The sequence below is a fragment of the Planosporangium flavigriseum genome (assembly GCF_011947225.1).
Taxonomy (GTDB): domain Bacteria; phylum Actinomycetota; class Actinomycetes; order Mycobacteriales; family Micromonosporaceae; genus Planosporangium; species Planosporangium flavigriseum.
Map to the genome: position 1 here is coordinate 204,224 of NZ_JAATVW010000007.1, position 26,800 is coordinate 231,023.

Below are 26,800 nucleotides of genomic sequence, written 5' to 3' on the forward strand. Positions count from 1 at the left end.
CCAATGAGGCGGACATCAATTTTGTTTCGCTGTTTGCCGGGCTGGCAAGGCCGGGTTGGCCGATGGTGACAATGGGCAAGTGAGCATGGACGAGGGGGGCGCCGCCGACCGCGCGGCGCGGGCGAGGCCGGTGCCGAGCGCGGACGAGGTGATCCGCGCCGCCACTCGCCACTACCTGCGTGGCGAACCGATCGACATGTCGGAACTGGCTGTTGAGCTCGGCATGAGCAGGGCCACCCTGTACCGCCGGGTCGGCAACCACGATCGGCTGGTGGGACTGGTCCTGGCGGAGCGGGCCGAGCGTACCTACCGGGAGGCGGCAGCGGGCGTACGCGAGCGCGGCCCTGCCCGGGTGCTCGCGGTGCTCGACCGGTTCATGCACGCGGTGCTGGCCACCGAGCCGCTCAAGCTCTTCATCGCCCGCGACCCGGTGCTCTACATCCGGGTCGCGACCGCTCCCGGGCCGATCGAGCAGCGCTCCACCGAGATCCTCGCCGACGTGCTCCGGGAGGAGGCCGAGGCCGGGCACCTCCAGCTACGCGTCGACGCCGACGTGATGGCGCAGGCGATCGTGCGCATCGCGGACTCGTTCATGTACGCGCACCTGCTCGGCCATGAGCAGCCCCGAATCGACACCGCTCTGGAGGTGATCGCCCTACTGGTTGACGGCACCGCCGGGGCGCAGCTCCCGCCGGAGAATCTTCCCGGTGACGGTCTTGGGTAGGTCGTCGAGGATCTCGACCTGGCGCGGGTACTTGTACGCGGCCAAGCGTTGGCGGCAGAATTCGATGACCTCTTCCTCCGTCGCGGACGCGCCTGGCTTGAAGCTGACGAACGCCTTCACCGTCTCCCCGCGGTACCGGTCGGCGACGCCGACCACCGCGGCCTCCCGCACCGCGGGGTGCTCGTAGAGCACGTCCTCGACCTCCCGTGGCCACACCTTGTAGCCGGCCGCGTTGATCTGGTCCTTCTTGCGGTCGACCAGGTAGAACCAGCCTTGTTCGTCCATGAAGCCGACGTCGCCGGTGTGGAACCGGCCGCCGGGCATGGCGTTCGCCGTCTCCTCGGGGTTGTTCCAGTACCCGGCGGCGACCTGTGGCCCTTCGGTGACGATCTCGCCGATCTCGCCCGGCGGCAGGTCCCGGCCGTCCTCGCCGACCACGCGCACCACCGTGCTGGGCGCCGGTACGCCCACCGAGACCGCGCCGGAATCCGGGTCGACCGGTGCGGTCTTCGTCAACGGCACCGCGTGTGACGGGCTGGTGGTCTCGGTGAGTCCGTAGCCGTTGTGGATGTAGTGGCCGAACTTCTTCTCGAATGCCTCCACCGCGGCGTTCGGCAGGGGAGCGCCGCCGGAGTAGACGACCCGCAGGCTGGAAAGGTCCTCTTTGCACACCTGAGCGGTGTTGGTCCAGGCGATGAAGACGGTGATCGCGCCGATGGTGAACGTGGCCTGGTGCTCCTGGATCGCCTCCGCAGCAACCAGTGGTTCGAACCGGTACGTCAGCACCAGGGGCGCGGGCAGCAGCAGCGCCAGCGAGAGGTGGCCGATCAGTCCGGTGATGTGAAACAGCGGGGCGACTCCGTAGACCGTGTCGTTCGGCCCGAGGCGCATCCAGTCCCGGTACACCTGGGCGTTGAACACGACGTTGCGGTGGGTGTTCATCGAGCCCTTGGGTGGGCCGGTGGTGCCGGAGGTGTAGGGCAGGAACGCGATGTCGTCCGGCTGGAGCCGCACCTCGGGTGGCCTTCCGCCGCGATGCTCGGCGATCAGGGTGGCCATGTCGAGCGTGCCGTCGGGCCGGACCCGGGGCGGTGAACTGAAGATCCGGGGATCGTTGCGGGTCTGGTACTCCAGCTCCGAGGTGCTGACGACCAGTTCGGCCGCGGTGCCCGGCACGGCCGCTGACACCACCGGGTGGCCGTTCTCGAGGCACACCACGGCTTTCGCGCCGCAGTCGGTGAGCACGGTGGCAAGCTCGCGTTCCCGGTACATCGGGTTGATCGGCACCACGATGCCGCCGGCCTTCCACGCGGCGACCGTGGCGATGACGAACTGCGGCACGTTCTGCAGGAACAGCGCGAGCCGGTCGCCGGCTGCGAAACCGCGGGCCAGCAGGGCCGCTGCGAAGGCGTCGGAGACCTCGTCGAGCTCGGCCATGGTGATGCGGCCGTCGAAGTACTTCAGCACCGGAGCGTCCGGAGACCGTCGCGCGGCCGCCCGGAACATCTCCAGCGCGCTGGCGTACTCCGGGGTCATCTCCGCCGGCATTCCCTCGTCGTAACCGGACAACCAGGGGCGCTCGTCGTAGGCGCTCATGATTTTCAACCGGCGCTGTCGAAATAGCGGCGCGGGTTGTCCACCAGCATCGTCGTGATCTGTTCCTCGGTCACGCCCCGCTGCTGGAGCGCGGGCAGCACGTCGTCGCTGATGTGCGTGTAGTTCCAGTTCGGCGCCGCCTGCAGTCGCAGCTCGTGCGGGAACCAGTCGATGAAGCAGGAGGCGTCCTGGGACAGCACCATCTTCTCGGCGTAGCCGCGCCGCGCGAGCTCGGCGATCGTGTCCACCCGCTGCTCGAACGGCAACAGCAGATCGAGCCCGAAGCGGTCCATGCCCAGCAGTGATCCCGCGTCGGCGAGGCGGGTCAGGTACTCCAGGTCCGTGCTGTCCCCGGAGTGGCCCATGACGACCTTCGTCAGGTCGACCCCCTCGTCGGCGAGCAGCTTCTGGGCGAGCAGGCCGGACTGGTTGTGCACGTTGGTGTGGACGGTGATGGGCGCCCCGGTCTGCCGGTGTGCCTGGGCGACCGCCCGCATCACCCGCTCCACTCCGGGAGTCATCCCCTCGGCCTCGATGGCGCACTTGAGGAACGCGGCCTTCACCGACGTTCCGGCGATGCCCTCGGTGAGGTCCCGGACGAACAGATCGACCATCGGCTCCGGCGTGTCGAACAGCAGGCCGGGCCCCTGGAAGTGGAAGTGCAGGGGCACGTCGTTGTACGTGTACACCCCGGTCGCCACGATGATGTTGATGTCCACCTGCTCGTTGATCCGCTGGATGCGCGGGATGTAGCGACCCAATCCGATCACGGTGGGATCGACGATGGTGGAGATGCCGCGGGCGGCCAGCTCGGTCAGTTTGCGCACCGCGTCGGCGATGCGCTCCTCCTCGTCCCAGTAATCCGGATAGTTCTCCCGGATCTCCTCGCTGAGCACGAACACGTGCTCATGCATGAGCACGCTGCCGAGTTGGGCCGAGTCGACCGGGCCCCTGACCGTCTGGACCGTTGCCATCGCAGCCTCCGCTGGTCGATGAGACAGGCCATGAGTTTGTCTCACGCATAGGCGGGCGTCAACACGCGGCCGCGCCGCGGCAGCGCGTTCAGTCCATGATGTACGGCAAGCGCATCGTCACGTCACCGGACGTCACGCTGCCGGAGCCGGCGCGGGGCTGCCTGGGCAGTGGTGCCCGCGGCGCGGCGGGAAGCATGTTCAGGTACGGGGCGCTCAGGTAACGGTGCATGACCTTGCCCGTCGCGTTGCGTGGCAGTTCGGCCACGAAGTACACGTCGCGCGGAACGCTGAACCGGGCCATCGTCCGGCGCACGTACTCGCGGACGGCCTCGGCGTCGAGGTAACCGCGGGGGTAGAGCACGATCCAGGCCGCCAGGCGCTGCCCGTACTCACCGTCGGGGACGCCGACGACGGCCACCTCGCGGACCTGTGGCAGTTCGGCGATGGTGTTCTCGACGGCGGACGGGTACACATTCTCCCCGCCGGAGATGACCATGTCGTCCGCGCGGCCGTCCACGTGCAGCAACCCGTCCGGCGTGAGGTGGCCGAGGTCGCCCGTATCGATCAGGCCGTGTCGGGACTCGCGGACCGTGTTGCCGTTGGTGTACCCCTCGAAGACCATCTCGCTGCCGACGAAGATCCGGCCGATGTGCCCCGGAGGCAGCGAGTTGCCGTTCGGGTCGAGGATCAGCATGCGCGTACCGGGCGACGACCGGCCGGCGCACGTCGGGTAGGCCCGTAACTCCGCGGGTACGGCGATCGTTGCCGCGCCGGCCTCGGTCGAGCCGTACAGGTTGTAGAGGACGTCGCCGAAGACGGCCGTGAACCGCGGCACCAGCGGCGCCGGCAGGGCGGAACCGCTGGTCGCCACGACCTTCAGCGGCGATGGGAACGGCGCTGCCGGTACCGCGTCGAGCAGCCGTTGCAGCATCACCGGTACGGCCAGCAGGGTCCGGCAGTCGTGTTCCTTGACGGCGGCGAGCGTCTCGGCGGGCTCGAAGCGCCGGCGCAGCACGACGGTCGCGCGCAGTGCGAGCGCGACCTGCAGGCCGGAGTACCCCCAGGTGTGGAACATGGGTGCGGCGATGAACATCCGCTCGTGCACGCGCATCGGAATGCGGCCGATGAGCGCCGCGAGCGGGCCGAAACCGGCGGGGATCGGCCGGCGCGCGCCCTTCGGCGCGCCCGTTGTGCCGGACGTGAGAATGATGGCGCGACCGGGCCGTGCCGGCGGCCTCAGTAGATCGGCGTCGGGGGCGGCGGCGGTCAGGCCGGCGACGGTGAGACTGGCCCGCCGCGCACCGCCGTCGGCGCTGACCCGTGCCACCGTCGGCGGCACGGCCGCCAGGAGCTCGAAGAACTCGTCGTCGTGGATGAGTACGCGGACGGTCAGGTCGTGCAGGACGGACTCCAGTTGACCGGGGCCGAGTCCGGTGTTGATCAGTAACGTGTCCGCGCCGATCGTACTGGCGGCGAGCATCGACTCGAACATCGCGATCGAGTTGCGGCACAGCAGCCCCACCCGGTCACCGGCCCGCACGCCGAGCCGGCTGCGAAGTCCGTGGGCCAGCCGCTGTGTCCGGTCCGCGAGCTCCCGGTAGGTGACCGTGCGGGACTCATCGATCATCGCGACGCGGTCGGGATCACGCGCGGCGGCCGAGCGCATCTCACCGGCGAGGGTGAAGCCCCACCGGTGGAATGCGCTCAGCTGACGGATGACCTTGTCCGGCCGGCTGGGTCTGAGGAGCCCGCGCCGACCGAGTGTCCTTAATAGGAAAGCCGCTTCCACGTTATCTGCCTATCGCCCGCGGCGCGTCCCCGGTAACCAGCGCGTAGGCACCCATCGACAACTATTCGTCTATCCCTCCCGGACGTTCAGTGGATGTGCCTCGGCGCGTGGTCGTCTATCTGGCCGGATCCACCGCGAACCGCCCGGCCAGGTCGTCGAGGATGGCGTGGGCGCCCTGGACGCTGACCGAGGTCATCCACAGCGCGTCGTCGACGGAGTACACGTGGCCGTTCTGCACGGCCGTGAGGCGCTGCCACAGTGGGTTGGCCATGAACCTCTTCTTGCGGTCCTCGCCGCCGGTGAACGCGGTGACGAACAGGTAGTCGGCGTCGGCCTGGCCGATCTGTTCCTCGCTGATCTCCAGGTTGAAGTCGTCCTTGTCCTGGTTGGCCGGCCGGGCGAGGCCCGCGTCCTTGAGCACGATGCCGCTGAACGACTTGTTGAGGTAGATGCGGGTCGGGCCGTCGACGAAGCGCACGATCGAGATGGTGGGCTTGTTGTGCTTGGCGTTGATGGCGTCGCCGATCTTCTTGGCCCGGGACTCGTACTTGGCCAGGGTGTCGGTGGCCCTGGTCTCCTCGCCGAGCGCCTGCCCCAGCAGGCGGATGTTGTCCTTCCAGATCGGACCGGTCGTCTTGACGAACACCGTCGGCGCGATCGCCGACAGCTTGTCGTAGAGCGCGTCGTGGCGCACCGTCGCCGAGACGATCAGATCCGGCTTGAGGGTGGCCAGCAGTTCGAGGTTCGGGTTGTCGAGGGGGCCGAGGTCCTTGGTGTCCTTGACCGCGTCGCCCAGGTAGCTGGGGAAGCCCTGCTGGTTGCGGTAACTGCCGACGCCGCCGACGACGGGGCGGCCCAGCAGCACGACGGCCTCGACGAGGCTGTTGTCGAGCGCCACGATCCGCTCCGGCTTCTTCGTCAGCGTCGTGGTGCCCTTGTCGTGCTGGATGGTGCGCGGGAAGCCGGCGCTCGAGTTCGCGGCGGATGGCTCTTCCTGGGTGCTCCCGCAGGCGGCCAGCCAGAGGGCGAGCAGCGCTGCGGTGACGGCGGCGATACCGCGTGTCCATGCTTTCATTCGGTTTCTCCATTCCTAGGGGTCAGGCGGGCGACCGGCACCACCAGCGGGGTGCCGGCGACGGGGCAGGTGAGCACCTTCGCGTCGAGGTCGAAGACCGCGGCGACCAGGTCCGGGGTGACTACCTCGGTGGGCGGGCCGGCGGCGACGACCCGACCGGCACGCATGGCGATGAGGTGGTCGGCGTAGCGCGCCGCCTGGTTGAGGTCGTGCAGCACCATGACCACCGTTCGGCCACGGCTGCGGTTGAGCCCGACCACCAGCTCCAGGACGTCGAGTTGGTACGCCAGGTCCAGGTACGTCGTCGGCTCGTCGAGCAGCAGCACCTCGGTGTCCTGGGCGAGGGCCATGGCCAGCCAGGCCCGCTGGCGCTGGCCCCCGGACAGCTCCTGGATCGACCTATCGGCGAGGTCGTCCAGCCCGGTGGCGGCGAGCGCGTCGTCGACGACCGCCTCGTCGGCCGGCGACCACTGCCGCCACCAGCGCTGATGCGGCGTCCGTCCCCGGCCGACCAGGTCCCGGACCGTGATGCCGTCCGGGGCCACGGGAGTCTGCGGCAGCAGCGCCAGCCGGCGAGCCAGGTCCCGGCCGGAGAGCGTGGCGAGCTGCGACCCATCGAAGTAGACGGTGCCGGCGGCGGGGCGCAGCAGCCGCGCGAGGGCGCGCAGCGCGGTGGACTTGCCGCAGGCGTTGGGGCCGACCAGGACCGTGACTTCGCCGGTCGGGACGCTCAGGTGCAGGCCGTCGGCGACGGTGCGCTGCCCGTACGCCAGGCGTAGGTTCTCGCCCCGCAGGACGTGTGACATGTCAGCCTCCCGTCCCGGCCCGGTTGGTACGGGCCAGCAGCCACAGCAGGTACGGCGCGCCCACCGCGCCGGTGACGACCCCGACCGGCAATTCGATCGGCGCGAACGCGGTCCGGGCCACCAGGTCCCCGGTCACCACCAGCGCCGCGCCGACCAGCCCGCTCGTGACGAGCGGCACGCCGGCCGTGCCGGCCAGCCGCCGGGCGATCTGCGGCGCGGCGAGGGCGACGAAGCCGATGGGGCCGGCCGACGCCGCCGCGACGGCGGTCAGCCCGACCGCCGCGAGCAGGAGCGCGCCGCGGCTCCGGCCCACGGGTACGCCGAGCGCCCGGGCGGTGTCGTCGTCGTACTGGAGGAGCGCGTACGGCCGGGCCAGCGCCAGTACCGGCGGCGTGAGCACCGCGAGCGCCACGCCGACCCACCAGACGTGCTCGAACCCGCGCCCGTTGAGGCTGCCGGTGAGCCAGACCATGGCCCGCGACGCCTGATCGATGTCGGCCCGGGCCAGCAGCCAGCGCAGGAGCGCCACCAGCGCGCCCTGCACGCCCAGTCCGACGAGCACCAGCCGGTAGCCGGAGACCTCCCGGCCGCGGTGGGCCATGCGGTAGATGACGAGAGCCGCAGCCAGCGCTCCGGCCAGGGCGCCGGCCGGCACGACGCCGTACGAGTTGGCTCCCGCGGCCGTGGCGCCACCGGCGAGGATGGCCGTGACACCACCGGCGGCCGCGCCGGCGCTGATGCCGAGCAGGTCGGGGCTGGCGAGCGGATTGCGCGCCACGGCCTGCATCAGCGCACCGGCCAGCCCGAACGCCAGGCCCACCAGCACCGCCGTGACGGCGCGCGGCAGCCGGAGCTGGACCACCACCAGGACGGCGTCGGCGCTGGCCCGGCCGAGCAGCGCGTCGACCACGTCGCCGAGCGGCACCCTGAACTGGCCGAGGGTCAGCGAGGCGAGGAATCCGGCGAGCCCGACGGCCATCGTGCCCACCACGGCGACGGCGAGGCGCAGCGGTACGGCGGCCCCGACCGGTCCGATGCGGACGCCGAGCCGTCTGCCCGGAAGCGTTGTCACCGCTGTTCCCGGAAGTTGCCGCGCTTCACCATGGCCACCAGAAAGGGCCCGCCGAGGAGGGCGGTGACGACCCCCGCCTCGAGCTCGCCCGGCGGTGCGACCACCCGGCCGAGGGTGTCCGCGCCCAGCATCAGGGCCGCGCCGGCCAGCCCGCTGCACGGCAGCAGCCAGCGCACGTCCGGCCCGGTGACCATCCGGACGAGGTGCGGCACCACCAGGCCGACGAACACGACCGGTCCGGCGGCCGCGACGGCGGCCCCGGTGAGCACGGTGACGGCGAGGGCGCCGGCCAGCCGCGTCCGGCGTACGTCGGTGCCGAGGGACGCGGCCAGGTCGTCGCCGAGGGCGATGCTGTTGAGCCGGGGCGCGAGAGCGAGGGCCAGCAGCAGGCCGGCGAGCACGAACGGCGCGAGGTCGCCGGCCAGGCCGGGATCCCGTCCGGCGAGCGAGCCCACCGCCCAGGAGCGGTACTGGTCGAGCGTGCGGATGTCCAGCAGTACCAACAGGTTCGTCAGGCTGTCGAGCAGCGCGGTGACGGCGGCGCCGGCGAGGGCCAGCTTGACCGGTCCGGCGCCGCCACGGCCGGTGGCGCCCAGGGCGTACACCACGGCGGCGGCGGCCGCCGCGCCGGCGAACGCGAGCCACACGTACTGGTACGGGGAGGTCAGGCCGAGCAGCCCGATGCCGGCGGCGACGGCGACCGCGGCCCCGGCGCCGATCCCGAGCAGTCCGGGGTCGGCGAGCGGGTTGCGGGTGATCTCCTGGGCCAGCGCGCCGCCCACCCCGAGGGCCACGCCGACGAGCAGGCCCAGCGCGGTACGCGGCAGCCGCAGCGACGACACGACCAGCGTGTCCCCGTCGTCGGCGCCGGCGAGGGCGCGCAGCACGTCGCCGAACGCCACCGCCTTCGCGCCGATCGCCACGCTGCCGACGGCGGTCCCCGCGAGGACGGCCAGCAGCAGCGCGACGGTCAGCGCTCGCCGGTGGCGACCGGCAGCTTGGCTTCCCACGTCTCGGGCTCGCACGTTCACAGTCCTGACAGTAAGGTAAGCCTTACCTAAATTCGCAACCCGCGATGCGGTGATCTCCGTTACGCGCGGTCGAGCCTTGACGCCGTCGCCGTCCTATGTATTAGGTAAGCCTACCCTAATCGGAGGTCCATCTTGCTCTATATCGCCGCGCTGAACCCGACCGACGCGGTCACCGAGGGATTCCTACCGGCCGCCGCACGGTTCGACCTGCCGGTCGTCGTCCTCACCGACCAGCCCGACGCGCACGTCGCCGCGTACACCGACCATCCACATCCGCCGAAAGCCGTCATCGCCTGCGACGTCCGGCAGGCGCGCGAGCTCATCGACGCCGTGTACCGGCACGGACCGGCCGCGGCGCTGCTCAGCAACAGCGACCACCTGCAGGTGCCCACCGCGCAGGCGGCGTCCTTCCTCGGGCTCGCGGGCAAGGACTGGCGAGCGGCGCTGCGCTGCAAGGACAAGGCCCTGACCCGGCGGGCCCTCGCAGACGCCGGGCTCGACCGGGTCGCCTCGGCGGTGCTCGCGCCGGGGGAGGGGCCGCCGGCCGGCCTGGTGTACCCGGCTGTGATCAAGCCCCGCGAAGGCGTCGCGAGCGAGGACGCGTACCTCGTGGCCGACGCCGGGGACCTCGCCGCCCGCCTCGGTGAGATCCGCCGCCGGCGCCCGGACGTCGCGCTGATCGTGGAGGAGTGCCTCAGCGGCGACCTGTACACCTTCGACACGCTCGGCGACGCCGCGGGCCTCGCCGTCGCCGGCTCCTGGCGGACCACGCTCGGACCCCCGCCGACCTTCGTCGAGCAGCGGCTGGACTGGGCGCCGGAGCTCGACGGAGGCGTCCGGGAGACGTTGCTGGCGACGCTGCGCGCGCTCGGCGTGGGGCTGGGCGCCTGCCACACCGAGTTCGTCCTCAGCGACGGCCGGCCGCGCATCATCGAGGTCAACTACCGGCTGATCGGCGACCGGATGGACCTCGTCCTGGCGCAACTGCTGGACGTGCCGCTGTTCGAGTACCTCATCCGGCTCCACCTCGGCGAGCCGGTCACCGCGCTGGCTTTGCCCGATCCGGCAACCGTGCCGCGGCACGCCGCCGTGGAGTACGTCTGCGCCGACCGGGCAGGCACGCTGCGCTCCGCTCCGGGCCGGATCGACATCGAGGTCGGAGCCGTCCGGCTGGCCTGCAGTCCACTGCGGACGATCGGTGCCACCGCGCCGTGGTACGGCACCAACCGCGACTACCTCGCGGCCATCCACGCGATCGGACCCGACCAGAACGCCGTCGACGCGGCCATCGCCGGGTTCCGCGCCGAGCACCGGTGGGTGATCGCGTGACCGATCGGTACGAGCGGCAGGTGATCGTACGGGTCCTGGACGCGCTGCTGCGCGAGGACCACCTCGGCCTGAGCAGCCGTGGCCACCCGGCGGGTGAGGGTTGGTGGGAGGTGCCCGGAGTGCCGGCCGGCGCCAGCCTGCTGCTCGCGATCCGCCCGGACGGGTTCCTCGCCGACCGGCGCGTCGCCGCCCCGCTGGTGCTGATACGCGACCCCTACGGCGAGGTCTCGCTCGACCGGTTGCCGGACATCCTCGCGGCGCTCACCCCGCGCGGCGACGAGGAAGCCGAAGCCGGCTGGGCGGCGTTCGTGGCCGAGTGCCACGCCGACCTGGCCGCCCGGCGCCTGGCCGCGACGGCCGAGGCGGCGCTGTGGCGGAAGGTCGGCGACCGGCTGCCGGCCGGCCCGCGTGGCGCGCTGCTGGCCGAGGCGATCGCCGCGCACGCCGATCACCCCGTACATCCGACGAGCCGCTGCCGGCACGGGCTGACCGACGACGAACTGCGCGCGTATGCCCCCGAGTTCGCCCCGCGGTTCGCGCTCCGGTGGGCCGCGGTGCCCGGTGCGACGGTGGTCGGTTCGCTACCGCACTGGTGGCCCGCCCCAGCCACTGTCGGCCTGGCCGAGGACGCCGGACCGCTGCTGCCGGTACACCCGCTGACCGCCGCCCGGCTGGACCTTCCACTGGCGCCCGAGCCGTACCTCGACGTGACCCCGACGCTGTCCATGCGTACGGTCGCGGTGCTCGCCGATCCGACCGCGCACCTCAAGCTGCCGCTGCCGACGGCCACCCTCGGCGCCCGCAACCGGCGCACCATCGCGCCCGGCACGCTCGCCGACGGGGCGGCCGTCCAGCGTCTACTGGAGACGATCGTCACCCGCGAACCCCGCTTCACCGGCCGGATCCGGCACGCCGACGAGTCCACGTACGGGCACGCCGGCGACGAGAACCTCGCCTGGCTGCTGCGGCGGTACCCGTCGGACCTCGACGGCGCGACCGTCCTGCCCGTCGCCGCGCTCGCCGCCGACGGCCCGGGCGGCCCGCTCGCCGGGAGGCTGCCGGCCGGCGTCCTCGACGCGTACCTGGACCTGCTCATCGACTGGCACGTCGCGCTCTGGCTGCGGTACGGCGTCGCGCTGGAAGCGCACCAGCAGAACATCAGCCTCGTCCTCGCCACTGATGGAGGAGTGTCGCTGCTGTACAAGGACAACGACGGCGCCCGGATCCACGTCGATCGCCTGGCCGCCGCGCTGGGACAGCCGGTCACCGCGGACAATTTCGCCGACCACCGGATCGCTGTGGCCGACCCGGCCGAGCTGGCGGACGTGTTCACCACCATCACGCTGCACCTATGCGCAGCCGCTCCCCTGTACGCGCTGCGCGAGCGCGGTCTCGACGTCGTCGACCCCACCACCGCCCTGCGGTCACGGCTGCTGACCGCGCTCGGCCGGTGGACCGATCCGGCCGATCCGGCCAGCGTCGCCGCGGCCACGCTGCTGGTCCAGCGCGTCCTGGAAGCCCCACGGCTGCCGGTCAAGGCGATGGTGACCGCGGGAACCCTGCTGCCCAAGCAGCGGCTGGGCTGCGCCGACGTCAACAAGTACTACCGGCGCACCGGGCCCAACTACCTGGCAGGTGTGCCGCGGTGACCGTCGTCGACGAGCGCCCCGCTGCCGCACCGATTGGTCTGTCTCGGGGGCACATCCTCGCGGCGGTCGCCGGGCACTGCACCGCCGCGTTCGCCGCTCTCGGCCTGCCGCCGTACCTCCCGGCGATTCTGCCCGCCCTCGGCGACCCGCACGCGCGGTGGGCCGGTGCCCTGTATGTGATCCCGACCGCGGCGACGGCGGTGTCCGCGCCGCTGTGGGGGCGGCTCGCCGACCGGTTCGGCCGCCGCCGGCTGCTGATCCGCGCCCAACTCGGCCTCGCGTGCGCGTTCTGGCTGGCCGGGCAGGCCGGCAGCGTCTGGCAACTGGCCGCCGCGCTCGCCCTGCAGGGGCTGCTCGGCGGGACGTTCGCCGCCACCGGCGCCTACCTTGCGACCGGGCTGTCCGGTGCGCCGCTGGCCAGGGCGCTGACGCTCGCGCAGGCGTCGGCCCGGCTCGCACTCGCCGCCGCCCCGACCGCCGCCGGCCTGCTCGCCGGCCACGTCCCCGCCCAGCGGCTGTACACGTACGCGGCGCTGCTGCCGCTGCTCGCAACCGCGTTGACACTGCTGCTGCCCGAACCGGGCTCGCCGGCCGCACCTCGGGCGCCGGCTCCGGTTGCTGGCGGAGTCAGCCTGCGGTTCGTGTGCGCCGCGGAAGCCGCGTTCGTCCTGGCCACCGTCGTCACGTTCCCGTATCTGCTGCCCGTGGTCTCGGCGGTCGCGCCCGGCGCCCCGGCAGCAGCCGGCGGCGTCCTGTTCGCGCTGCCACACGTCATCTACCTGGTCGCCGCCGCGCAGGCGCTGCGGTTGCTGCGCGAGCGCCCGGTGACCGGCCTCGGCGCCGGGTTCGCGCTCGCAGCAGCCGGCGCCGCGGCGCACCCGGTGGCCGTGGCCGCCGGCTCGATGCCGGTCCTCGTCGCCGGCCGGGCGGTGCTCGGCGCCGGGCTCACCGCCGGCCTCGTCTCGCTCAGCCTGCTCACCGCCCGGGCCGCCGCGACCGCCCGGCCCGGCCTCCTGTTCGGCACCGTCGAGGCGTGGTCCAAGGCGGGTGCGGTCACCGCCGGTCTGGGCGCCTCCCTGCTCGCCGGGCTTGCCGGTCCGGCCGCACCGGCCGTGGCCGGCGCCGCCGTCGCCGCCACCGCCGCCGTCCTGCTGTTGCGAACCCGTACTGTTCAGGAGCTCTCGATGACACCTTTGCCCACAGTGGATGGACGCCGCACCACGGCCGACGAGGCCGCCAGCCACACCCTGCTCGGCTGTCTCACCCGCGAGCTCGCCGGCCCGGAGGGCCAGCTCGCGCTCACCGACGACGACCGGCTGATGGTCCGCCTGCCACGGCAGGGCGCGCTGCTCCGGGTCGCGGTCGCCCGCCGCTCTACCGTCGGCGCGCACCGCTTCACCGGCCCGGTGCACCGGCTCACCGCGTCCGGTTGGCAGGTGATCGACACGCCGGCGCTCGCCGCCCTCGTCGCCGCCGAACTCGAGCTGCGCACCGGAGTTCCGAACGAGGAGTTTGTCGACCAGGTCACCGCCAGCCGGGATGCCCTGGCGCGGGTACTGCGCCACCGGCCAGCCGGCGACCCGCACCGCATCGCCGACCCGGCAGCCGCCCGCTACGTCGCGTCCGAACAGGCCCTCGTGTACGGCCACCCGCGCCACCCCGCGCCGAAGTGGCGTACCGGCGACGCGGACGCCTGGGACAGCTACGCGCCGGAGTTGCGCACCGCATTCCCGCTGCGGTGGGTCGGCGCGCCGCGGGAACTCATCGACGAGGACAGCGTCGACGGCACCGGTTTCTCCGCGCACCTGCGGCTCGCCCCGCCTGACGCGCCGTCCGGGTACGTCGCGCTGCCGGTCCACCCGTGGCAGTGGCGGATGCTGGCCCGGGCCGAGATCGCGCCCCGGGTCGCCCGGGCGCTGGCCGACGGCACCCTGGTCGACCTCGGCGAGGCCGGCCCGCCCGTGGTGCCCACCGCGAGCGTGCGGACCCTGTATTCACCCGAGGCCGACGTCTTCGTCAAGACCAGCCTGCACGTCCGGATCACCAACTGCCTGCGCAAGAACGCGCGCTATGAACTGCCCGGCGCGGTACACCTGACCCGGCTGCTCGCGCCGGTGGCCGCCCGGTGCGCCGCGGACCTGGGGGAGCGGTTCGCGCTGCTGCCCGAGCCGGCATACCGCACCGTCAACCTCGGTACTGATGGGGCGGAGGCGCTCGGCGTCATCGTGCGTACCGGTCTGGGCGCCCACCTGCGGCCCGGTCAGGTACCCCTGCTGGCAGGCGCGTTGGCCACCGCCGACCCGCACACCGGGATCGGCGCGGTGCTGGGCGACGCCGACCCGGCCGGCTGGTGGCGCGCGTACCTGGAGCTGCTCGTACCCACGGTGCTGCGGCTCTGGGCCGAGCATGGCGTGGTGCTCGAACCGCATCTGCAGAACGTCCTCGTCGTCGTCGACCCCGACGGCTGGCCGGTCCGCGTGCTGCTGCGTGACCTGGAAGGCACCAAGCTCGTCACCGACCGGCACGCGGCTACCCTCGCCGCCCTACCGCCGGAGGTGGCAGCCGCCGTCGGGTACGACCCGGAACGCGCCTGGCATCGGGTCGCGTACTGCCTGTTCGTCAACCACCTGGTCGAGCTGGCCGGTGCCCTGGCCGACGCCCGACCGGGCATCGAGCCGCTGCTCTGGGATGTCACCGGGGAGGTGGTCGCCGCCACCGCGGCCGACCTCGGCACCCCGCCACCGCTGCGGGCGCTGCTGGCCGGCGTGCCGCTGCCGGCCAAGGCCAACCTGCTGGTGCGCTGGGAACGCCGCGCCGACCGGCACTCCGGGTACGTCCCGTTCCCGAACCCGCTCGGCGTCCCGCTGGAGGTCCAGTGATCACCTCGGCGGTCCGCGCCGAAGCTCTCGCCGTCGACGGCCCGACGTACCTGTACGACCTGGGCCACCTCGACGCCCACGTCGCGGCGATCCGGGCCGCCCTGCCGTCGCAGGTCGAGCTTTTGTACGCGATGAAGGCCAACCCCGATCCCGCGCTGCTCGGCATCGTCGCCCGGCACACCGGCGGTATCGAGGTCGCGAGCGGCGGCGAACTGGCCCACCTGGCTCGTACGCTGCCCGGCACACCGGCCGCGGCGTTCGGCGGGCCGGGCAAGACCGACGCTGAGATCGCGGAGGCGCTCGCCGCCGGGGTGCGCCGGTTCCACGTCGAGAGCCCGTGGGAACTGCACCGGCTCGACGGGCTCGCCCGGGCGGCCGGCCGCGTCGCGGACGTGTTGCTGCGGGTGAACCTACCGGTCTCTGCTCCTGGTGGCGCGGCCCTGATGATGGGCGGGCGTCCGTCGCCCTTCGGCATGGACCCGGCCGACGCCGACGACTGCGCCCGGCGGATACCTGACTTGTCCGGCGTGCGGTTGCGTGGGGTACACGCGCACCTGGCCAGCGGCCTCGACGCAGCCGGCGCGGGAGTCGTCGCCCGGACGATCGTTGAGTGGGCGCTACGCTTCGCCGCCGATGTTGGCCTCACCGCCACGGAGGTCAACATCGGTGGCGGTATGGCCGTCGACTACGCCCGGCCGGACAGCCGGTTCGACTGGGTCATGTATGGGGCCACCCTGCGTCGGCTGCTCGACGCCCAGGCGGCCCGCACCCTGCGGATCGAACCCGGCCGAGCGGTCACCGCCTACTCCGGCTGGTACGCCACCCGCGTTCTCGACCTCAAACGCAGCCACGGCGAGTGGTTCGCGATCGTCGCCGGCGGCACCCACCACCTGCGTACCCCGGCCGCCAAGGGCCACAGCCAGCCGTTGGTCGCGCTGCCCGGTGGCGGGGCTCCGGTCGCCGATGGCGCTCCGGTCACCGTCGTCGGCCAGTTGTGCACCCCGAAGGACGTCCTCGCCCGCCGCGTCCCGGTCCGGCTCGCGATCGGCGACGTGGTCGTCTTCGCTATGGCCGGCGCGTACGCCTGGAACATCAGCCACCAAAATTTCCTCATGCACCCGCCCCCGGCGGTGCGGCATCTTGCCGGCTCGACAGATCACCTACCGTCGGTAACGTGAGTTCAGCGCACGGACACCATCACCACCCCGGCCCGGTCACCGCGACCGGGCAGCACCGCAACGCCCTGATCGGCGTACTGGTGATCTCCGCCGTCATCTTCGTGGTCCAGGTGGTGGGCGGCCTCCTGTCCGGCAGCCTCGCGCTGCTCGCCGACGCCGGCCACGTCCTCGGCGACGCGGGCGGGGTCGCGCTGGCGCTCGGCGCCGCGCTGCTGGCCGCCCGGCCCGCCACCGGCCGGCGTACGTTCGGCTGGGCCCGCGCGGAGATCCTCGCCGCCGCCGCCAACGGGCTCGTCCTCGCCGGCATGGGCATCTACGTGCTGGTCGAAGGGGTGCGGCGGCTGTTCCACCCGTCCGGCGTCGAGGCCGGCGGGATGGCGCTGTTCGCGATCATCGGCCTGATCGGCAACATCGTCGGGATGGCCCTGCTGTACCGGGGCCGCGAGGCCAGCCTCAACCTGCGTGGAGCGTTCCTGGAGGTCGCCACCGACACCGCCGCCTCGGTCGGCGTGCTCGTCGCCGCCGCCGTCATCGCGACGACCGGATTCACCCGTGCCGACGCCATCGTGTCCGTCCTCATCGGCCTGATCATCGCGCCCCGCGCCCTGCAACTGCTGCGCAGCGCCGTCAACGTCCTGCTCGAAGCCGTCCCGGCCGGCATCGACCTGGACGAGATCCGCGCCCACGTCCTCGAGCTCGACCACGTCCGGGGCGTACACGACCTGCACGTCTACACCATCACCTCGGGCCTGCCGATCCTCACCGCGCACGTGGTGGTCGACGACAGTTGCTTCCACGACGGGCATGCTCCGCAACTGCTCGACGCCCTGCAGGGGTGTATCGCAGGGCACTTCGACGTCGAGCACTCCACGTTCCAGCTGGAGCCCGGCAGCCACGTCGACCACGAACGTCCGGGACACGCGTAGTTACACGAGCCCAACGTGCACGTCGCCGTCGCTCGGGTCGACGTCGCGAAGCAGGGACGACGGGACGCGGAAGACGCGGCCGGGCGACGCCGGCCAGGGCAACCGCCTTTGGGCGAGGACCGTTCCGCCCTGGCGCACGGCGACGTGCGGTACCCGCACGAGCTCGTCGGTCCACAGCAGCAGGCGTCGCCGGGCCGGCGCCGGATCGCCGGGGCGCAGCAGGTTCGGCGCCACCCAGCGGAACGGCTCGTCGGCGGCGATCCGCACACCGCCCGCCGGCGGCTTGGGGTCGGCGAGCCAGGCGAGGACCTGGTCGGCCACGTGCGCCCCGTCGAGGGCCGCGACATCGGCGGTGTCGACGGCGTGCACGAGATTGCCGATGGCGAACACACCGGCGCGGCTGGTGCGCAGGGCGGTGTCCACGACCGGACCTCTTGTGCCGGGATCGATGTCGAGGTCGGCCCACCGGGCCAACTCGTGATCCGGGATCCAGTCCCCGGTGAGGACGAGTGTGTCGCACTCGACCGTGCGCCGCTGCCCGGTGTCGACGTTCTCGAACTCGACGGCCTGCAGCCGGCCGTGGCCGATGATCCGCGTGACCCGCGTCCGGGTGGCGACCGGTACGCCCAGGACGGTCCGGCCCGGGAGGTTGAACGCCGCGTACGACTCCGGTGACGCGTACCGCGTCGTCATCAGAACGGTCCGGCAACCGGCTTCGCGCAGCGTCAGGACCGCCGACCAGCTGACCAGTTCACCGCCGACGACGACGGCCTTCCTGCCGACCTTCGCGTGGTGGAGGTGGACGAGGTTCTGCAGGTGCCCGGTGGTGTAGACGCCGCGCGGCCGGTCGCCGGGGATGAGGCGGGCGGGGCGCGGCCGTTCGCGGGCTCCGGTCGCCAGGATGATCGCCGGCGCGTGGACGCGCAGGCGCCCTTGCGGGGTGGTGACCTCGACGGTGTGGTCGTCGACCCAGTCGGTGACGGTGGCCTCGGTCCGGATGGTCGCTCCGGCCCGCTCGGCGGCGGTGACGAGGTGCCTGGCGTAGGCCGGGCCGCTCATCACGCGGCGAAGGTCGCGCAGGCCGTACCCGGTGTGGTCGCTGTGCCGGGGGATGCCACCGGCGGTCTTCTCCCGGTCGAGGACGAGGACCTGCCCCGGAACCTTGGGGGCGAGCGTGCGGGCCGCGGTGAGGCCGGCCGGGCCGCCGCCGATGATGAGGACGTCGGGCGTGCGGACGGGCAGGCTGGGGTCGGTCATCGGGTCGCCTCGTTGCGGGAGTTCGTGAACAGGTCGCTGACCTCGGCGCCGCAGTAGAACCCTTGGCAGCGGCCGTTCATGGCGCGGGTGCGGCGGCGCAGGCCCTCCAGACTCGCCGGCGGGATCACCGACCGGCACGCGTCGCGGATCTCGCCGGCGGTGACCCGCTCGCAGAAGCACACCACGCTGCCGTACGCGGGGTCGGCCGCGATGAGGTCGGCCCGCTGGTACGGGCGGGGGAACGCCTCGCCCAGGTTGGGCATCCGGGGCGGGTCGGGAAGTTCGGCCTTCGGGACGAGCGTCAGGCCCGCCTCGGCGATCAGGTCCCGGACGTACTCGCCGATCGCCATACCGGAGGTCAGGCCGGTCGAGCGGATGCCGCCGACGAGCAGGTACCGCTGGGTCGGGTCGGCCTGGATGAGGAAGTCGCCGTGGTCGATGGCCGCGCGCAGCCCGGCGTAGCTGGCCGTCACCTCCTCCGCCAGCAGCCGCGGCATCAGGCGCCGGCCCTTGTCGAGCAGGAACTCGAAGCCGCCTTCGGAGGTGCCGGTGGCCGTCCGGTCGGTGAGGTCCTCGGCGGTCGGGCCGAGCATGACGTTGCCGTAGATCGTCGGGCTGATCAGGACGCCCTTGCCGACCTTGCTCGGTACCGGCAGCACGATCTTGTCGATCATCGGTCGGGCCAGCTTGTCGTAGACGAGCAGCTCGCCACGCCGGGGCGTGACCGTGAACCGGTCGTGGCCGAACAACCGGTCGAGCACGTCGGCGCCGAGCCCGGCGGCGTTGACCACCCAGCGCGCCGGTACGTCACCGGCCGAGGTGTGCAGCGTCGTCGCGTCCTCGGCGACGGTGACCGCCTCGACCCGGTGGTTGCGCAGCAGGCGCACGCCACGGCCGACCGCGTCGGTTGCGAGGGCCAGGTTGGTGGTCCACGTGCAGATGATCGACTCGTCCGGGACGGTGAGACCGCCGAGCGCGCCCTCGCCGAGTGCGGCCACCTGCCGGTACACCTCGGCGGCGTCGACGATCTCGCAGTGCTCGTACCCGTTGGCCCGGGCCTTCTCCGCGAGGCTCGGCAGCGCGTCGAACTCCTCGGGGGTCCAGGCGACCAGCAGGGCCCCGGTGCGCTCCACCGGGATTCCGGTCCGCTTCGCGTACTCGCCCAGCAGGTGATAGCCCCGGCGGACCAGGCGCGACTCCAGGGTGCCCGGCTTGGCGTCGAAGCCGGTGTGCAGGATCGCCGTGTTGGCTTTGCTGGTGCCGTCGCCGACGTCGTCGCGGGCCTCGACCAGGGCGATGGACAGTTCGTAGCCGGCCAGTTCGCGGGCGATCGCGGCGCCGACGATGCCGCCGCCGACGACGGCGACGTCGAATGGCTGGCTGGTCGACCCGGCGCTGTTTCCTGACCCGGCGTTGTTGGATGGCCCGGCGTTGTTGGCTGACCCGGTGGCCTCCGGGTGGCTCATGGTGGTTACTCCTGAGGTAGGGCGGCGGCGACGGCGGCACGCCAGCGGGCGCGGTGCTCTGACGCTCGGTCGAGCGACCACGCCGGTTCGTACGTTGTTTCGGGCACCCAGGCGGGGACGGCTTCGGCGACGGTGAGCTGCGGGTGTACCGACAGCCGGGCCAGGGTGGCCGCGCCGAGCGCGGTGGCGTGCGTCGACGGGTAGACGTCGATCGGGATCTGCATGAGGTCGGCGGTGGCCTGCATCAGCGTCCGGCTCCGGGTGAGGCCGCCGTCGACGCGCAGCCGGGTAAGCGGCTGTCCCAGATCCTTCTCCACCAGCGCCCCGATCTCGGCGACCTGCGCGGCGATGCCCTGCAGGACGGCGAGGACGAGATGCTCCGGCCGGGTGGACAGGGTCATTCCGGTGAAGGTGGCGGTGGCGTCCGGGCGCCACCACGGTGCGGCGAGGCCGGCCAGCGACGGTACACACAGGACACCCTGCGGGTCTGCCGCGGCGACCCGGTCCAGGTCCGCGGCCGACCCGACGAAACCGAGATCCTGCAGCCAGCGCACGGCCGAGGCCGCCGTGTAGACCTGGCCGTCGACGCAGTACGGCGTCTCGCCGCGGGCGCGCCACGCCACCGACGTGGTCAGCCCGGAGGTCGAGCGGACCGCGGTAGGCCCGGTGTTGGCGAGCAGGAACGCCCCCGTACCGAACGTGCACTTGGCCGTGCCCGGCTCGAGGCAGCTCTCGGCCAGCAGCGCGGCCTGCTGGTCCACGACGAGCCCGCCGACCTTCATGGTCGAGCCGAAGGCGGTCGTGGAGCCCACGATCTCGTCGCAGGCGACGATCCGGGGGAGCGCCTCCCCGGCGAGGCCGAACAGGTCGAGCAGTTCCGGATCCCAGTCGACCGCGTCGAGATCGAGCAGCAGGGAGCGGCTGGCGGTGGAGACGTCGGTGACGAACTCGCCGGTGAGCCGGTGGACCAGCCACGTGTCGGTGGTCGTCACCACGCCGTCGGCGGTGACGTTGCGGCGCAGCCACGCCATCTTCGGCGCGGAGAAGTACGGGTCGAGCACCAGGCCGGTTTTTTGAGCCACCGAGTCGCGGTGCGTGGACAGCTCCGCGCACAACGGCTCGGCGCGCCGGTCCTGCCAGACGATCGCCGGCGACAGCGGCTGTCCGGTACGCGGGTCCCAGGCGAGGACGGTCTCGCCCTGGTTGGCGATCGAGACCGCCTCGACCGGCCGGCCGGCGAGCGCGATGGCTCGCCGGCCGGCGTCGAGGACCGAGGCCAGCAGGTCCGCAGGCTCCTGCTCGACGCCACCACCCGGAAGGTATGCCGGGCGGACGGTTTCCTCCGCTATCGACAGGACCTTTCCGGCCTGGTCGACGACGATCGCCTTCGTGCCCGAGGTGCCCTGGTCGATGGCCAGTACGGTCACAGCGCGTCGACCGACTCTCCGCGCTCGCTGGTCAGCTGGGCTCGGCGGGTGAACCACACGACGGCGAACAGCACCGCGCCGACGGCGAGGGTGCCCAGCGCGTAGTACTGTGCGTCCCGGAACTGGGCCGGGATCATGAAGATGCACAGCTCGATGACGAGCCACATGACCGCACCGGCGACGACCGGCTTCTCCCAGCGGCCGAGGCTGAAGTCGTCGGCGCGCGGGGTGTACTTGTGGCGGGTGGCGATGTAAAGCGCCACCGTGCCGGCGTAGAGGATCGCGGGCATCAGGGTCGCCGCGCCGAGCAGCTGGGCGAGCGCGTCGGTGTTCGAGGCGAACGCGAGGACGATCACGACCGAGGTCAGGCCGGCGAGCAGGGTCGCGAACGTCGGGCCGCCGGTCGGGCGGGGCACCCGGGACAGCAGGTTCGACGCCGGTACGCGCCCGTCGCGCGCCATCGCGTACACCAGGCGGCTGCAGCTGACCATGATGACCAGACCGCAGGCGAAGATCGCCACGCACACCACGACCAGCATGGCCTTGGCGACCGCGCCGCCGACCGTGCCCTGGATGATGTCGGCCACGGGGGAGGAGCTCCCGCTGATCGCCTCGAGGTTCTTGCCGATACCGGCGGTGATGACCATCAGGAACAGCATGCCGATCACGCCGCTGACCAGGAGGGCGCGGACCATGGCGGCGGGTACGACCTTCTTGGGGTTGTGGGTCTCCTCGGCGAGGTTGGCCGCCGACTCCCAGCCCACCAGGGTGAACGCGCCGAGCAGGGCCGAGAGCATGAACGGGCCGAGCCAGCCGTAGTAGCCGTCCGAGGGGATCGAGCCGTACGCGGTGAGGTTGCCCCAGTCGCCCTTGCCGGTGAACATCACCGCGCCGGCGATCAGCACGGTCAGGCCGATCATGGCGAGCACCTCGGCGCCGACCGCCCAGTTGTTGATCTTCGTGATGATCGGCGTCGACCAGATGATCAGCGCCATCTGCACGAGCAGCACGATCATGGTCACGACGGCACCCCGGCCGGCGGTGTACTCGATGCCCAGCAGCGGGAACAGCGCCACCTGCGTCAGCCCGTAGTCGACGGCGACCGCCACGATGGCCAGGAACGCGAACGACACCCAGCCGAACCACCAGCCGAGTACCGGCGACGCGAGCCGGCTGGCCCACTGGTAGCTGTAGCCCGACAGTGGAATCCGGTTGGCCAGCATGCCGTACACGAGCGCCACGAAGATCGTGCCCACGGTGACGATCGGCCACGTCCAGATACCGGCCGGACCACCCGAGCCCAGCACCGTCCCGTACGTGCTGAACAGGCCGGTGGTGATCGAGATGAACGAGAACGCGACCGCGAAGGACTCGAAGCGGCCCAGCGTACGGGCCAGCTGCTGGGTGTAGCCGGCGTGCGCGATGGTGCTGTCCGCTGCGGTGTCGGTCGTTGATAAGGGGGGACGCGACGACTCGGTTGGCCGCTGCGGCGGCGTGACAGACTGGGACACGGGTCGGCTCCTTGTTCTGACAGGCGGGGAAAGATCCTGGTCAGGCGACGTTGCCGCGTCGCCTGACCACTTGTTTCGTTGTGTTCGGTTATCCGGTGACGGTGACGCCACCGGCCCGTTCGATGTGAAGCGCCAGGGACTTCGGCGGGCGGGCGTCGGTGACGACCCCGGTGATCGCGTCCAGGCCGCATACGCGGTGCGGTGCGACCCGTCCGAACTTCGACGAGTCGACCAGCACGTAGGACTGGGCCGAGTGCGCCAGCATCACCCGGCGGGTGGCGATCTCGTCGAGGTGGAAGTCGGTCAGACCGGCGGTCGCGTCCAGCCCGCCCGAGCCCAGGAACGCGATGTCGGCGTGCAGGTCGGCGAAGAACGCCACGGTCTGCGCGTTCGAGCAGGCCAGGTCACCGCTGCGGACCCGGCCGCCGGAGACGAGTACCTCCACGCCGCTGCGGCCGGCCAGCTCCGCCGCAATCAGCAGCGAGCAGGTGGCGACCGTGCCCCGGAAGGTGCCGGGCAGGGCGCGTGCGACCTCGAGTGCGGAGGTGCCGACGTCGAGGATGACGGTCTGACCGGGCTGCACCAGCTCCGCGGCGGCGCGGCCGATCGCGGCCTTGGCGTCCCGGTTCGCCGAGGACCGCTCCTGGAACGGCGCCTCCTCGCTGGACGAGGCCAGCGCGCTGGTGGCGCCGCCGTGCACCCGCTTCAGCAGGCCCTGAAGTTCCAGCGCCATGAGGTCGCGGCGGATCGTCTCCGCCGACGCGCCGGTCAGGGCGGCCAGCTCCTCCGTGCTCACCACGCGCGCCGACCGCACCGCATCGGTGATGCGGGCGTGGCGCTCAGCCGGCAGCATGCCTGACCGTTTTTGTGGAAAACCGTGGACACATGAGGGGAAGTGTGGGGCGGTTAACATGGCCTGTCAATAGGGCACGCGTACCCCGCGCTCAGGTAGCCGGTTCGGGGAGCCTGACGCCGGGTGGCATTAATCGCGATGAAATGCCGCCGAAATCGGCGGCAACGGTGGAGCACACGCCGCCCGGGCATCGAGCCTGTCCGAACGGAACCTTGCGGTCCGGTCAGTCCTCGGAAACGACGAACGGTGCGTGGCCGAGCGGGAACTGGGACGTCCCCGGTTCGACTGGTGTCGCCGATATATCGATGTGGTGCAGTATGGCTGCCGGCAGTGTTCAGAAGGGACCAACGGTGGCACGGGCATTGCGGTGGCTTGCCACCTTCGTGATTGGTACGGCGTGTTTTGCCGTGGCCTGGTGGGTGTGCGAGGCGCTCGCCGGGCTGGACCGGAGCACGGCGGTGACCATCGCCACGGTGGCAGGGCCGTGGTTGGCCGCCCCGGCTGGCTGGTGGGCGACCCGCGAAGCCATGCGATCGTCAGACGTAGCTCGTTCTACGTCTCTGGCGGTCGCACGGTCGCGCGCGACGAACGTGCCGGCCGGGGCGCCGTATTCTCCTCAGCCGGATTCGCCTCAGCCGGCAGCGCCCGCGTATCCGGCGTCGCGCCCGTTGCCGCCGCGCGGGAGCGCCGGCATTCTCGCGCTGGCGATGGTCGCATCGATGGTGGCGGTTGCCGGCGGGATAGTCGCCATCCTTTGGCTGTCGAACCGGACCGCGGATGTGTCGACGCCCTGTTCGCCGGAGTTCGGGCCGTACTGTCTTGCCGAGCGGAGCGGGCCGCTGACCGCGCTGGTGAGCTCGAAGACGCTCGTCCTGATCATGGTTACGGTGCTGGTGCTGACCGTGGTTATGGGTATCTGGCTCAGCGCGTGGTGGGTAAGCCTGAAACGGAGCCGACCGCCGGACCGGACCTCCTGGCAGGACCCGCGGGTCGTGGTTACGTTGCTGGTGATAGCGGCGTTCGTCGTCCTCTGCTGCTGTTGCGGCGGGTACTTCGGAGGTCCGCTGCTTCCTCTGATCGTCGGTGTGTAGGTCGCCGGCATTCCACCCGTCGGAATGAAGACACTCCCTCGACCGGCGAGCGGTGGGATGCGACTAAACAGTCCACATTGGTGGCACCGCAGTGCGTGACCGCAGTGGTGATTAAGCGCTACCACGACATCGCGGCCCCAGGAGGGTCTAGCGCCAACCCAGAAGCCGACTTCCGCCTGTGGTCGGTCCAAGCCAGCTGCTTACCCAAGGTAGCGAGCTGTGGAGTGCTGGCCGCGCGGTGTCTGCGGCCAGATGAGTGCACTTGATCTCGGTACGCGATCGCGGCTACCGCACAGCCTTTCACCTCCAGGAATGGCGCTGCAATCTGTCCGACCAGGCGCGTTTGCGCGTCGGTATTGTTGTCGCTGGGCATGGTTGGCACCGAAAGGCGGGGAGGCCACAAGTTGAGTGCACACCTCACCGCCACCGATCTAGACGAGTGGTCGCGGCGGCGTGACTCTCAGGGCCATCTTCCGACCCTGGTGCGTCGCCTCATCATGGTGTCGGTGCGGCCTGACCGCATTCGGGTGCCAGCGGCCGAAGGCATTGCACTCCCTGGCCTCGACGGCGTTCTAACCGTTGCGGGCGGCGCGGCCCCGTACGTACCCGCAGGCGACTCCGCATGGGAGGTGCGTTTCTGACTGTCCACACGGAACGAAAGGTCGTCATGGAGCCCGAGGCTAACTGCGGCTAGATCGCCGCAGACAGCGCTCAGGGCGTACAAAAGGGCCTTTTACCAAACAGGATCCTAGATTTAGTCGACCAGCGCGGAGTACACCAGCTGCCGCAACTGCGGCCGTATCGGATGGGTGCTGGACGGCAGTAGCTGAGTGAAGAGCATCGCGGTCAGCTCCTCTTCCGGGTCGACCCAGAATGCGGTACTGGCGGCACCGCCCCAGAAGTACTCGCCACGGCTGGCGTGGGTCCGGCCGGGGACAGGGTCGAGGACGATGCCGAAGCCGAGCCCGAAGCCGACGCCGTCGAAGGTGCTTTCGGCGAAGCCGCCGGTCGACAGCTGGCCCAGGTCGAGGCCGCCCGGCAGGTGGTTGGCGGTCATGAGTCGCACCGTCCGGCTGCCGAGGACCCGGGCCCCGTCCAGTTCCCCGCCGCGCAGCAGCATCTGGGTGAAGCGGTGGTAGTCCGCGGCCGTGGAGATGAGACCACCACCGCCCGAGAATATCGTCGGCCGGCGACGGGCGCCGGCCGACAACCGGTCCTCGCGTACGGCCCGCCCGGTGGCCGGGTCGGGGAGGTACAGCGCGGCGAGGCGATCCGCGTCGGCAGCGTCGACCCACCAGCGGGTGTCCGACATCTTCAGCGGACTCAGGATGCGGTCGGCGACGAACTCGTCGAGGCTCTGCCCGGACACCACCTCGACGAGCCGGCCGAGCACGTCGGTGGCGACCGAGTACCCCCACCGGCTGCCGGGCTGGAAGAGCAGCGGCAGACTTGCCCAGCGCTCACACGCCTGCGCCAGGTCGACCCCGGGCGGCGTACTCCATTCGTAGCCCGCCGCCCGGTAGAGCGCGTCGGCGACGTGGGTGTACATGAACCCGTACGTCAGCCCGGCGGTGTGGGTGAGCAGGTGCCAGATCCGGATCGGCTCGGTGGTCGGGACGGTGAACGGCCGCTGCGCGCTGCCCTTGTCGTAGACACGTACGTCGGCGAAAGCCGGGATCCAGCGGCTCACCTCGTCGGTGAGCTCGAACGCGCCCTCCTCCCACAGCATCATCGCGGCGACCGACGTGATCGGTTTCGTCATCGAGTAGATGCGCCACAGGGTGTCGGCCTCGACGGGCAGGCCGGCCTCCCGGTCGCGGTTTCCGTACGTGGACGCGTGGGCCACCTGGCCGCGGCGGGTGACGACGATCTGCCAGCCGGCGAGCAGGCCCTCGTCGACGTACCGGGCGAAGTGCTGGTCGATGCGGGTCAGTCGGGCCGGGTCGAAACCGACCTCGGCCGGGTCCACCGTGCGCTCCATGCGGCTCGGGCCTCCTCCGTAGATATCGACCTGAGTGATTAGAACACAATTCCAGAATCTTGCCCAGGTGGCGTCATCGGATCCCTTCCGTGGATACCCCGGCCTTCAGGGCGGGGAGGAAACGGAACGCCTGCGGAGCAGGGCAGGGAAAAGCCGATCCGCGGCCAAGGCGGATAGGCGTCTACT

Annotated in this window: 20 protein-coding genes; 7 read left to right on the top strand and 13 right to left on the bottom strand. The window is 71.6% G+C overall.

What is annotated here, in order from left to right:
* Positions 1-85 precede the first annotated feature (85 nt).
* Positions 86-724 carry a QsdR family transcriptional regulator gene (locus HC028_RS13120; RefSeq protein ID WP_168077023.1) on the top strand — a complete coding sequence of 213 codons (639 nt, stop codon included), beginning with the start codon at positions 86-88 and terminating at the stop codon, positions 722-724.
* Here the strand turns inward: HC028_RS13120 and HC028_RS13125 are convergent.
* The 7 genes from HC028_RS13125 to HC028_RS13155 all read right to left on the bottom strand — a co-directional run bounded on the left by HC028_RS13125 (position 656) and on the right by HC028_RS13155 (position 8,992).
* Positions 656-2,320: an AMP-binding protein gene (locus HC028_RS13125; RefSeq protein ID WP_168076928.1), complete on the bottom strand. Its 1,665-nt coding sequence runs from the start codon at positions 2,318-2,320 to the stop codon at positions 656-658. The two genes, HC028_RS13120 and HC028_RS13125, sit on opposite strands and share 69 nt — an antisense overlap.
* A gap of 5 nt (positions 2,321-2,325) precedes the next feature.
* On the bottom strand, positions 2,326-3,294 hold the full coding sequence (locus HC028_RS13130; RefSeq protein ID WP_168076930.1) for a phosphotriesterase family protein: 969 nt from the start codon (positions 3,292-3,294) through the stop codon (positions 2,326-2,328).
* Positions 3,295-3,382: 88 nt separating this feature from the next.
* Entirely contained in the window at positions 3,383-5,083 is a 1,701-nt protein-coding gene (locus HC028_RS13135; RefSeq protein ID WP_168076932.1) for an AMP-binding protein, read from the bottom strand.
* 115 nt (positions 5,084-5,198) lie between these two features.
* Positions 5,199-6,158, bottom strand: coding sequence for an ABC transporter substrate-binding protein (locus tag HC028_RS13140; protein ID WP_168076934.1), 960 nt, complete (start codon positions 6,156-6,158; stop codon positions 5,199-5,201).
* Positions 6,155-6,964: an ABC transporter ATP-binding protein gene (locus HC028_RS13145; protein WP_168076936.1), complete on the bottom strand. Its 810-nt coding sequence runs from the start codon at positions 6,962-6,964 to the stop codon at positions 6,155-6,157. The genes HC028_RS13140 and HC028_RS13145 overlap by 4 nt, the downstream gene beginning before the upstream one ends.
* A 1-nt stretch (position 6,965) precedes the next feature.
* Positions 6,966-8,036, bottom strand: a complete 1,071-nt coding sequence (locus tag HC028_RS13150) for a FecCD family ABC transporter permease (RefSeq protein ID WP_239075672.1) — start codon at positions 8,034-8,036, stop codon at positions 6,966-6,968.
* Positions 8,033-8,992 carry a FecCD family ABC transporter permease gene (locus HC028_RS13155; RefSeq protein WP_203981529.1) on the bottom strand — a complete coding sequence of 320 codons (960 nt, stop codon included), beginning with the start codon at positions 8,990-8,992 and terminating at the stop codon, positions 8,033-8,035. The genes HC028_RS13150 and HC028_RS13155 overlap by 4 nt, the downstream gene beginning before the upstream one ends.
* Before the next feature lie 207 nt (positions 8,993-9,199).
* On the opposite strand from HC028_RS13155, the gene HC028_RS13160 reads away from it, so the two are divergent.
* From HC028_RS13160 to HC028_RS13185, 5 genes are read left to right on the top strand one after another with little or no spacing between them, the layout of a single operon-like run.
* A complete protein-coding gene (locus HC028_RS13160; protein ID WP_205861361.1) occupies positions 9,200-10,396 on the top strand; it encodes an ATP-grasp domain-containing protein in 1,197 nt (398 codons plus the stop codon).
* Positions 10,393-12,045, top strand: coding sequence for an IucA/IucC family protein (locus HC028_RS13165; protein ID WP_168076940.1), 1,653 nt, complete (start codon positions 10,393-10,395; stop codon positions 12,043-12,045). Before HC028_RS13160 ends, HC028_RS13165 begins: the two co-directional genes overlap by 4 nt.
* Positions 12,042-14,924, top strand: coding sequence for an IucA/IucC family protein (locus tag HC028_RS27555; RefSeq protein WP_239075671.1), 2,883 nt, complete (start codon positions 12,042-12,044; stop codon positions 14,922-14,924). The genes HC028_RS13165 and HC028_RS27555 overlap by 4 nt, the downstream gene beginning before the upstream one ends.
* Positions 14,921-16,102, top strand: coding sequence for a type III PLP-dependent enzyme (locus tag HC028_RS13180; protein ID WP_239075670.1), 1,182 nt, complete (start codon positions 14,921-14,923; stop codon positions 16,100-16,102). Before HC028_RS27555 ends, HC028_RS13180 begins: the two co-directional genes overlap by 4 nt.
* Positions 16,099-17,028: a cation diffusion facilitator family transporter gene (locus HC028_RS13185; RefSeq protein ID WP_168076942.1), complete on the top strand. Its 930-nt coding sequence runs from the start codon at positions 16,099-16,101 to the stop codon at positions 17,026-17,028. The genes HC028_RS13180 and HC028_RS13185 overlap by 4 nt, the downstream gene beginning before the upstream one ends.
* On the opposite strand, the gene HC028_RS13190 is transcribed toward HC028_RS13185, so the two are convergent.
* The 5 genes from HC028_RS13190 to HC028_RS13210 form a co-directional block, all read right to left on the bottom strand.
* Positions 17,029-18,285 carry an NAD(P)/FAD-dependent oxidoreductase gene (locus HC028_RS13190; RefSeq protein ID WP_168076944.1) on the bottom strand — a complete coding sequence of 419 codons (1,257 nt, stop codon included), beginning with the start codon at positions 18,283-18,285 and terminating at the stop codon, positions 17,029-17,031.
* Positions 18,282-19,751: an NAD(P)/FAD-dependent oxidoreductase gene (locus HC028_RS13195; RefSeq protein WP_168076946.1), complete on the bottom strand. Its 1,470-nt coding sequence runs from the start codon at positions 19,749-19,751 to the stop codon at positions 18,282-18,284. The genes HC028_RS13190 and HC028_RS13195 overlap by 4 nt, the downstream gene beginning before the upstream one ends.
* Before the next feature lie 5 nt (positions 19,752-19,756).
* Complete coding sequence (locus HC028_RS13200) at positions 19,757-21,178, bottom strand: FGGY family carbohydrate kinase (protein WP_168076948.1); 1,422 nt, start codon at positions 21,176-21,178, stop codon at positions 19,757-19,759.
* Positions 21,175-22,689, bottom strand: a complete 1,515-nt coding sequence (locus tag HC028_RS13205) for an amino acid permease (RefSeq protein WP_203981525.1) — start codon at positions 22,687-22,689, stop codon at positions 21,175-21,177. The genes HC028_RS13200 and HC028_RS13205 overlap by 4 nt, the downstream gene beginning before the upstream one ends.
* A gap of 88 nt (positions 22,690-22,777) precedes the next feature.
* Positions 22,778-23,542, bottom strand: a complete 765-nt coding sequence (locus HC028_RS13210; RefSeq protein ID WP_168076950.1) for a DeoR/GlpR family DNA-binding transcription regulator — start codon at positions 23,540-23,542, stop codon at positions 22,778-22,780.
* Between the two features lie 350 nt (positions 23,543-23,892).
* On the opposite strand from HC028_RS13210, the gene HC028_RS13215 reads away from it, so the two are divergent.
* Positions 23,893-24,633, top strand: a complete 741-nt coding sequence (locus HC028_RS13215; protein WP_168076952.1) for a hypothetical protein — start codon at positions 23,893-23,895, stop codon at positions 24,631-24,633.
* A gap of 754 nt (positions 24,634-25,387) precedes the next feature.
* Here the strand turns inward: HC028_RS13215 and HC028_RS13220 are convergent.
* Positions 25,388-26,614, bottom strand: coding sequence for a serine hydrolase domain-containing protein (locus HC028_RS13220; RefSeq protein ID WP_168076954.1), 1,227 nt, complete (start codon positions 26,612-26,614; stop codon positions 25,388-25,390).
* Positions 26,615-26,800 lie beyond the last annotated feature (186 nt).

Bases quoted from the DNA above. Each gene is read 5' to 3' on its own strand.
- HC028_RS13120 (WP_168077023.1), top strand. From the start codon at position 86: ATGGACGAGGGGGGCGCCGCCGACCGCGCGGCGCGGGCGAGGCCGGTG.
- HC028_RS13125 (WP_168076928.1), bottom strand. From the start codon at position 2,320: ATGAGCGCCTACGACGAGCGCCCCTGGTTGTCCGGTTACGACGAGGGA.
- HC028_RS13130 (WP_168076930.1), bottom strand. From the start codon at position 3,294: ATGGCAACGGTCCAGACGGTCAGGGGCCCGGTCGACTCGGCCCAACTC.
- HC028_RS13140 (WP_168076934.1), bottom strand. From the start codon at position 6,158: ATGAAAGCATGGACACGCGGTATCGCCGCCGTCACCGCAGCGCTGCTC.
- HC028_RS13145 (WP_168076936.1), bottom strand. From the start codon at position 6,964: ATGTCACACGTCCTGCGGGGCGAGAACCTACGCCTGGCGTACGGGCAG.
- HC028_RS13190 (WP_168076944.1), bottom strand. From the start codon at position 18,285: ATGACCGACCCCAGCCTGCCCGTCCGCACGCCCGACGTCCTCATCATC.
- HC028_RS13195 (WP_168076946.1), bottom strand. From the start codon at position 19,751: ATGAGCCACCCGGAGGCCACCGGGTCAGCCAACAACGCCGGGCCATCC.
- HC028_RS13210 (WP_168076950.1), bottom strand. From the start codon at position 23,542: ATGCTGCCGGCTGAGCGCCACGCCCGCATCACCGATGCGGTGCGGTCG.
- HC028_RS13220 (WP_168076954.1), bottom strand. From the start codon at position 26,614: ATGGAGCGCACGGTGGACCCGGCCGAGGTCGGTTTCGACCCGGCCCGA.